The organism is Actinoplanes couchii (assembly GCF_016862075.1).
In the GTDB taxonomy this organism is placed as follows: domain Bacteria; phylum Actinomycetota; class Actinomycetes; order Mycobacteriales; family Micromonosporaceae; genus Actinoplanes; species Actinoplanes couchii.
This window is the reverse complement of record NZ_BOMG01000037.1, coordinates 59066-67777: the sequence shown is the minus strand read 5'-3', so window position 1 is coordinate 67777 and position 8712 is coordinate 59066. Positions and strand designations below refer to the sequence as shown.

The following is an 8712-nucleotide window of genomic DNA, read 5'->3' as shown; positions in this document are numbered from 1 at the left end:
GACTCCTATCGGCAGGTGGGCCGGATCAGTGACGCCATCATCATCGAGGAACAGGTCGTCACCGATACCGAACGGGTCCTCGGTCCTGAACACCCGAATACCCTGACCGCCCGTGGCAATCTCGCCAGCTCCTACTGGCATGCGAGCTCCTACTGGCAGGCGGGCCGGATCAGTGACGCCGTCACCATTTTCGAGCAGGTCGTCACCGACACCGAACGGCTCCTCGGTCCCGAACACCCGGACACCCTGACCGCCCGTGGCAATCTCGCCGACTCCTACCGGCAGGTGGGCCGGATCAGTGACGCCATCACCATCGAGGAACAGGTCGTCACCGGCATCGAACGGGTCCTCGGTCCCGAACACCCGAATACCCTGATCGTCCGTGGCAATCTCGCCGACTCCTACTGGCAGGCGGGCCGGATCAGTGACGCCTTCACCATTTTCGAGCAGGTTGTCACCGAGACCGAACGGCTCCTCGGCCCGGAATACGACCTAACCCGGGCCGTGGTCGATGCGCTCAGTGCGTTGGCCCAAAACCCGCCAGACGCCTGACACGGCCCTGAGATGACCATCGGCAGGGGAAAACGGCCCGCTCGTTTTAGGGTTACTGGACTCACGCTCATCGGTACGCCCAGAACTTCGACGAGTTGACTCAACGTCACTCGAAGTCACGGGAGCGTAGCGCGAGGCGCAGTGCCACCGTCGGTGGCGGAAAGGCTTCGTTGGCAACGGACGCCAGGCCGTCGTCAGGCCGCTAGGCCGTCTCTGGGCCGTCAGATGCTGACAAACGAGGACCAGGATTGCCGAAAGATGATCAAAAATACGGGCAGGTCACGGCCTTGATTGTGGCCGCGACTTGCCCGTTGATCAATGGGCTACTCGGTAGGTCCCGTATCGGCGGCCCGCTCCACCCGGCCCGGTCCAGGGCCGGCCACGTGAGCGTGTGACAGCGGCTAGTCTGCGCTGATCTCGCAGATCACGGTGCCGGCGGTCACCGTGGCGCCGGCGTCGACGGACAGGCCCGCCACCGTGCCGGCCCGGTGTGCCTGCAGCGGCTGCTCCATCTTCATCGCCTCGATCACCACGATCGTGTCGCCCTCGGCCACCACGTCGCCGTTCTGGACCGCCACCTTCACGATCGTGCCCTGCATCGGGGCGGTCAGGCCGCCCGTGGTGACCTTGCTCTGTGCGCCACGGCTGCTCCGGGCCGCGGCACGGCGCGGAGCCTTGTCACCCGTACCGCCGCCGGAAATGCTCTTGGGGAGTCGCACCTCGATGCGCCGCCCGCCGACCTCGACCACGACGGTCTCGCGCTCCTCCGGCTCGCCCGGGCTCGCGGGCGCGGTGAACGCCGGCACCTCGTTGGCCCACTCGGTCTCGATCCAGCGGGTGTGCACGGTGAACGGCTCGCCGGTGAACGCCTCGTCCCGGACCACCGCGCGGTGGAACGGCAGGACCGTGGCGATGCCCTCGATCACCGTCTCGTCCAGCACCCGGCGCGAGCGCTCCAGAGCCTCCGCCCGGGTCGCCCCGGTCACGATGATCTTCGCGAGCATCGAGTCGAAGTTGCCGCCGATCACGCCGCCCTTCACCACGCCGGAATCGACCCGGACACCCGGACCGGACGGCCACTCCAGCTCGGTGACCGTGCCCGGCGCCGGCAGGAAGCCCCGCCCGGCGTCCTCGCCGTTGATCCGGAACTCGATCGCGTGCCCGCGCGGCTCCGGGTCCTCGGTGAACGCCAGCGCCTCGCCCGCCGCGATCCGGAACTGCTCCCGCACCAGATCGATGCCCGTGGTCTCCTCGCTGACCGGGTGCTCCACCTGCAGGCGCGTGTTCACCTCCAGGAACGAGATCGTCCCGTCCTGGCCCACCAGGTACTCCACCGTGCCCGCGCCGTGATAGCCGGCCTCCCGGCAGATCGCCTTCGCGCTGTCGTGGATGCTCCGGCGCTGCTCCTCGCTCAGGAACGGGGCGGGCGCCTCCTCCACCAGCTTCTGGTGCCGGCGCTGCAACGAGCAGTCCCGGGTGCCGACCACCACGACGGTGCCGTGCGTGTCCGCCAGGACCTGCGCCTCCACGTGCCGGGGGCGGTCCAGGTAACGCTCCACGAAGCACTCGCCGCGACCGAACGCGGCCACCGCCTCCCGGGTCGCGCTCTCGAACAGCGCCGGGATCTCCTCGACCGTGCGGGCCACCTTCAGCCCCCGGCCGCCGCCACCGAATGCCGCCTTGATCGCCACCGGCAGGCCGTGCTCCGCGGCGAACGCCTCGATCTCCGCGGCGTCCGCGACCGGCTCCGCCGTGCCGGGCACCAGCGGCGCCCCCGCGCGCTGCGCGATGTGCCGCGCGGTGACCTTGTCCCCCAGGTCGCGGATCGCCTGCGGGGTGGGTCCGATCCAGATCAACTGCTTTTCTTGTACGGCCTGGGCGAACTCGGCGTTCTCGGAGAGGAACCCGTAACCCGGGTGCACGGCGTCGGCACCGCTGCGGGCCGCGATCGCCAGCAACTTGTCGATGCGGAGATACGTATCGGCGGCGGTCTCACCCTCCAGCGCGTATGCCTCGTCGGCCAGGCGCGCGTGTGGCGCGTCCCGGTCGCTGTCGGCGTAGACGGCGACGCTGGTGAGGCCGGCGTCCTTGCAGGCCCGGATGACCCGGACGGCGATCTCGCCACGATTGGCGATCAGAATCTTCCGCACCACCCGAGCCTAACGGTTCCTCAGGTCGCTCCGATACGTAAGTTAATCGAGATTCGCGTACTTAGGGCCGCCAGAGGCTGGTGATCGGGACACCCATCTCGCCGAGCAGGTTCCGCAGCAGCGGCAGCGACAGGCCGATCACGTTGCCCGGATCGCCCTCGATCCGGTCCACGAACGCGCCACCCCGGCCGTCCAGCGTGAACGCGCCGGCCACCTGCAACGGCTCGCCGGACGCCACGTACGCCTCGATCTCGGCGTCGGTCACATCGGCGAAGTGCACCGTGGTCCGGCCCACCGCCTCCGCCTGCAGGCCGCTGACCAGGCCGGTCAGGTGATGGCCGGTGTGCAGCACGCCCGACTTGCCGCGCATCCGCTGCCAGCGCTTGGCCGCCTCCTCGGCGTCGGCCGGCTTGCCGAACACCTCGTTCTCGAACGCCAGCACCGAATCGCAGCCCAGCACCAGCGCCGCCGGGTCGGCCGGAAGCTCCGCCGCCACCGTCCGCGCCTTCATCCGGGCCAGCGCCAGACTGGTCGTGTAGGCGTCCTCGTGCTCGACGACGCTCTCGTCGACACCACTGACGATGACCTCGGCGTCGATGCCGGCGCCGGTGAGCAGCGCCCGCCGGGCGGGGCTGGCCGAGGCGAGGATCAGGCGGTACGCGATGTCGGTCTGCACGACAAACGAGCCTACAAGCCCCGGCGGGGTGAAAGCGTGAACGAGCAGCGTGTTTCCGTCACGAATCCCCGGGCCGCTCTGCTCCCGGGGTGTCCACGTCCCGCTTTGTTCAGCGGCGCGCGTCGCGTCGGCGGATCCGGGCCACGCCGAACGCGATCAGCGCGATCAGGGCGACCACCGCCACGCCGATTCCGGCCACCGGCCCCAGGACGGAGTTCGACGACTTCGCCTCCGGGGCGGCCTCGTTCGTCACCGGGGGCGTGCTCGGGGCAGCGCTGCCGTCCACGGCCGGGGCCGACCCACCGGTCGACGGCGCGGCCGTGGCCGTCAGCGGTGGCACGTCGGCGGTCAGTGCCTTGACGACGTTGAGTACCCCGTACCCGCACTCCTCGTCCTTGCCCGGGGTTCCGTAGTCGTCAGCGGTGGCGGTGAGCCGGTGCGCGACCTCCTTGGCCGACAGGCCGGGGAACTTGGCCCGGACCAGAGCCGCCGCCCCGGAGACCACCGCGGTCGCCGCGGACGTGCCGTTGTTCAGCAGGTAGCCGCCGTTCAACCCGGTCGACGCCACGTCGGCGCCGGGGGCGCAGAGAGCGACCTTCTCGCCGGTACGGGAGAACTTGGCGAGCTTGCCGTTCTTGTCGATCGCTCCCACCGCGAGAACGTCGGGCAGGGCTGCCGGATAGGCGAAGATGAGCACGTCGGTCTTGTTCCCCGCCGCCGCGACGATCAGGGTGTCCGCCTCGACCGCCTGGGCGATCGCCTCGTTGAGGGGCCGGGACGGCGTGCCGGCGAGCGAGGCGTTGATGACGCCCGCACCCAGCTTGACGCCCCACGCGATCCCCTCCGCGACCTCGTCCCCCTGGAAATCGCCACCCTGCTTGACCGCGCCCATCGCCTTGATCGGCAGGATCTCGGCCTCGGGGGCGATCCCCAGGACACCGTCGTTCGGGCCCTGACCGCGTCCGGCGATGATGCCGGCCATCGACGTACCGTGGCCGTCGGCGTCCGTCTGCCCGTTACCGCGACCGCTGGCGACGTCGATCCCCTTCTTCAGGTTTCCCCGGAGATCCGGGTGCGGGGCGACACCGGTGTCGATGACCGCGACCTTCACCCCGGCGCCCTTGGTGATCCGCTGGGCCTCGGCCAGATCGAGGAACTTGATGTGCCACTGCGCGTTCCGCACCTTGTCGGCGTAGGCCGGAACCCCGGGCCACAGCACGGCGGAGGCGATCGCGGTGACGGCCGCGAGGGCCGCCACCTTCCTGCTCATCCTCACTCGGTTTGTCCTGTCCTTACTCGGTTCGTCCTGTCCTTACTCAGCGGCCGCCGATGGACGGGCCGGGGTCGATTCGCTGTTCCTGCGCCGGGAGCAGCACCGGGTCGACACCGTTGTCGGTCTCCCACGGGTTGTCCGGATCCCAGCGACGGCCCTGCGGGTCCTCGTCGGTGCGGCCGTTCGCCCGCCGGCCCGGGTGCCCGCCCATACCGCCGGGGCCCATCCCGTTCACGCCACGACCGGTCGTGCCCCGGCTGTTCGCGCCCGGACCGCCGATCATGCCGCCGGACGGGTTGACACCCCGCGTACCGCCGCGGGCTCCGCTGCCGCCCGGGCCGCCCATGCCGCCGGGCATGCCGCTACCGCCACCGACCTGGCCGGCCCGGCCACCGGGCACACCGCCGCCGGACATCGGGCTTCCGCCGATGACCCCGTTGTTCGGCAACGAACCGCCCCGGAGCCCGGAGGTGCCCGTCGGGACACCACCGGCCGACCCCGACGGGGTGAACCGGCCGCCGCCCGAACCGGACGGGGTCACACCGGTGGACGGCGTGAACGGGAACGCCCCGCCACCACCACCGGGTGTGCCGTTGGACGGCGGCAGCGTGGACGTGCCACCGGGCGTCGGCGTACCCGGGTTCGTGACGTTCGGGTTCGTGGTCGGGTTGTTGCCCACCAGCGTCGGGCCCTGCGACGGCGTTGATCCGTCCGGTCCGGACGGATCGAACTTGCCGTCCGGGACGGTCCGATCCGTGGTCGTGGGCGTACCGATGTTCGACGAGCCGGTCGGGGTGGTGGTGCCCCGCGGAGTGAACCCCGGGTTCAGCCCCGAACCGCCCGCGCCACCGCTGCCACCGATACCGCCGCCCCCGGGCAGCCCCTGGGTGCCACCCTGATCCTGCCCGGTGTATTTCGGCGGAGAGACGAACGACGTCTGGGCCGTCGCGAGCTCCGCGCCCAACGACTGCATGATGCCTGCCGCCTGCTGCTGCAGCTGGAACTGCCGGCCCGGGACGACCGGAGGTTCCGGCGGGGTCGGTGCGGTTCCCGCCGAGGGCTGCGGGACGCCCGAGGACGAAGACGACGGGGTCGGCGTGTTCGCCTTCTGCGCGTTGTACTCGGTGAGCAGGATCGCGTTGGCCGCGTGCTCCCTCTGGATCGGCTCCAGCTCACGGCGCGCGTCCACCACCGCCAAGGTGGCGTTCTGCAACGCCTTGTGGTTGGCGATGGCCGCGTCGTACGTCTTCTCCAGGTTCTCGATCAGATCGTCGAGCTGCTGCACGTACGCGGCGGCGGCCTTGCTCTTGTGCGGCGGCCAGGCGGTGGCCAGGTTCTCCCGGTACTGCTTCACCTGGCTGATGTGGGTGAGGAGCAGCTCGTAGGACTGCTTCCAGGCGTTGACCATCTTCCAGTGCGGCTCGCTGTTGTAGTCCTTCACCGCGGCCCACATGACGTCCACCGGCTTGCCGGACCAGCCACTGGCGAAGGTTCCTCCGCCCGCGTCGACTGCCATCAGCCCTCCCCGGAGTTGTCGAAACTGGTGGCCGTCGGCGTGCCGTCCAGCGGAAGCTCGATGTTCGGCAGGGTCGAGTTCGTGTTGCCCGAACCCCCGGTGCCAGTACCCGTACCCGCGCCGGAGCTGGTGCCCGTCGCTCCCAGGTACTGCTGCACGTCGGTGACCTTGGCCCGCGCGAACGCGTCCGACCCTTCGTACTTGTCGCTGATCTGCTCCGCGGCGGTAGCGAACCGGTACGTGTTGTCGATGTAGCCGTACACGTTCCGTTGCGTCGCCAGCTGGACCTGATCGTGCGCGTTCAGAAAGAGATGCAACTCGGGAAAGTTGGGCGCCGCCGGCAGCGCGGTCATCATCGTGTCGCTGACCGTCTGAGCATGCGGGGCATAACTGCCCTCGACGCTGGACGTCAACTTGGCCGCGAACTCCTTCATGGCCTGAATGTCAGCCTCGATACTGCCGAAGTCCGCGTAGTCGTAGTCCCGCAACCACGCGGGCCCCCGATCCTCCTCGGGAATTGCCACTGGAGCCCCCTCCCCATCGATCCCTTACCGAACAGCACCTGAGAGGGTAACCTGCTGCGCCACCGCACCTGAACGCCTGGAAATCCGCTCACCCGCAGCCCTGCGGCCCTCGCTGTCCGCTCATCCCGGTGCAGCTGATTGTCCGCTCAACGGCCCGGACGCCCGATGTTCCCGATTGGTCACGAACGCCAGAGCCGTAGCCACGCCACTTTCCGCACACCCATCTGCTGCCGTGCTGGTCTGATTCATGTCGGCGCGAGAGCCACCACCCCCGCCGACCCGTCGTTCCGGCCTGCACCACCGCCGCCGCCCTGCTTTAACGACCCGGTCAGCGCCACCGACGCAGCGCCGTGACCGCACTGATCGTCCGCGCCGACCGGATCGTTGTCGTCAGCCGTGGCGATAAGACGGAGAACTCTCTATGGACAGATCTTGAGACCAAGAGCGCTAGATGGGTTCAGGAAACGTCCCGTGGCCGACTACGGCCATCTTCATCTCGACGACCTTGGCAATCTAGTGCGTCCCGGTGATCTCCAGGTAGCCGAGTTGCCATCGCTATTCCAGATTTGGATCAGCGCCAATCGTCCCTGCGTGAACACGCGAACATAGGCCGTCGGGTGATCGTTGCTGCTCGATTGTCGGTACCGACGCTACTAAGTCGTCGTAGTCACGGTCCGCGGCTATCCGGAACCACGGTGAGTCCTCAGGAATCACCGGAGCACGGTCCCCAGGGAATAACCGAGCAAGCATCTGGCGGGACTAGCTGGTGAACCGCACTCCCGGAACGCTCCGTCGAATCTCTCACAGCATCCCGGCGATACGCATGCCACCCCATACGGCGAGAACTCGATAAGTCTCCGCCAAGCGGCCGAGAGCCTCGTCGATCAGGAGGAAGGTCGACGTCTCCGCTTAGTCGCGAACGCCACCAGCCCTACCAAGGCCGCCACCGCACCCCCGACTCCAAGTACAGTAGGAACCCTGAAGTCAGACTCAGTCTTAGGCGAAGTCCCGGTAGAACTCCCACCAGACCAAGCGGAAGCAGAGGAGCCACCGGTCGGCGCAGAGGTATCCGCGGGTTGAGCCGATGCTGATTTTTCACCGGCCAGCGGCGGAACATCAACAGTCAGAGCTTTGACGATGTTGAGCACTCCGTAGCCACACTCATCGTCTTTCCCGGGAGGCCCGTTGTCATCGGCGGTAGCGGTAAGTCGATGAATAACCTCAGCAGCCGAGAGCTCTGGAAACTTAGCCCGAACCAGAGCCGCAGCCCCCGAAACAATCGCCGTCGCTCCAGAAGTACCGCTGGATTTAGCGTATTCATTACCTGGGGCGGTAGTGACTAGGTCGGCGCCGGGCGCGCATATACCAACCTTGGGATCATGGACCGATATTTTTGAGACCTTCCCGTCCCGATCAACCGCTCCCACGGCTAGGACATCAGGTAATGCTGCGGGGAAGGCGATTCTTGGGTCATCTGAGGTATTTCCGGCTGCTGCAACGATCACGGCATCCGCATTGATGGCTGCTGTTATGGCTGTATCAAGGGTTCGAGAGCGCCCTGCGTTAGCTGAAACATTTATGACGTCTGCCCCGGCTTGCGCAGCCCATTCAATACTTTCTGGAAAGTTTGGGCTGCCACCCTTTTTTCCTAATGCTTTTACGGGAATTATTCCTGCGTCTGGGGCGACTCCCATTGCACCGTCCCCTGAGCCGTGACCGTGACCGGCTATAAGGCCTGCCATCCGAGTTCCGTGGCCGAGCGTGTCAACGTTCCCTGTGCCGTCGCCGTCAGGGCCGATATCTGTCCCCTTTTTTAGATTTTTGGAGAGATCTTTATGGGGGAAGACTCCGGAATCGACTACAGCGACAGAAACGCCATCACCCCGGCTTATTTTATGCGCCTCCTCAAGGTTGAGGTAGGACACAAACCACTGAGCGTCCCTGACTTCATCTGCCTGTGCTGGATGGGCTGGTGTGAGCGCAGCGACAATGGCTGCAGCCGTGCCAACTATTGCTGCCGT

Annotated in this window: 6 protein-coding genes and 2 pseudogenes; 1 reads left to right on the top strand and 7 read right to left on the bottom strand. The window is 67.6% G+C overall.

Annotation, left to right across the window (positions count from 1 at the left end; genetic code table 11):
• A partial coding sequence (locus Aco03nite_RS12710; RefSeq protein ID WP_203795258.1) for a tetratricopeptide repeat protein occupies positions 1-552 on the top strand: 552 nt, incomplete at its 5' end.
• A gap of 401 nt (positions 553-953) precedes the next feature.
• Here Aco03nite_RS12710 and Aco03nite_RS54685 read toward each other — a convergent pair.
• The 7 genes and pseudogenes from Aco03nite_RS54685 to Aco03nite_RS54680 form a co-directional block, all read right to left on the bottom strand.
• Positions 954-1166, bottom strand: a pseudogene (locus tag Aco03nite_RS54685) (acyl-CoA carboxylase biotin carboxyl carrier protein subunit); the annotation flags it as partial.
• Between the two features lie 92 nt (positions 1167-1258).
• A pseudogene (locus Aco03nite_RS12705) lies at positions 1259-2702 on the bottom strand (acetyl-CoA carboxylase biotin carboxylase subunit); the annotation flags it as partial.
• Positions 2703-2763: 61 nt separating this feature from the next.
• Positions 2764-3378, bottom strand: a complete 615-nt coding sequence (locus tag Aco03nite_RS12700) for a Maf family protein (RefSeq protein WP_203795256.1) — start codon at positions 3376-3378, stop codon at positions 2764-2766.
• A 109-nt stretch (positions 3379-3487) separates the two neighbouring features.
• On the bottom strand, positions 3488-4648 hold the full coding sequence (gene mycP, locus Aco03nite_RS12695) for a type VII secretion-associated serine protease mycosin (RefSeq protein WP_203795255.1): 1161 nt from the start codon (positions 4646-4648) through the stop codon (positions 3488-3490).
• 46 nt (positions 4649-4694) lie between these two features.
• Complete coding sequence (locus Aco03nite_RS12690) at positions 4695-6167, bottom strand: hypothetical protein (RefSeq protein ID WP_203795254.1); 1473 nt, start codon at positions 6165-6167, stop codon at positions 4695-4697.
• On the bottom strand, positions 6167-6691 hold the full coding sequence (locus tag Aco03nite_RS12685) for a hypothetical protein (protein WP_203795253.1): 525 nt from the start codon (positions 6689-6691) through the stop codon (positions 6167-6169). The genes Aco03nite_RS12690 and Aco03nite_RS12685 overlap by 1 nt, the downstream gene beginning before the upstream one ends.
• 884 nt (positions 6692-7575) lie before the next feature.
• The gene (locus Aco03nite_RS54680; protein ID WP_203795252.1) at positions 7576-8616 is read right to left on the bottom strand and encodes a S8 family serine peptidase; all 1041 of its coding nucleotides are present in this window, start codon (positions 8614-8616) and stop codon (positions 7576-7578) included.
• Positions 8617-8712 lie beyond the last annotated feature (96 nt).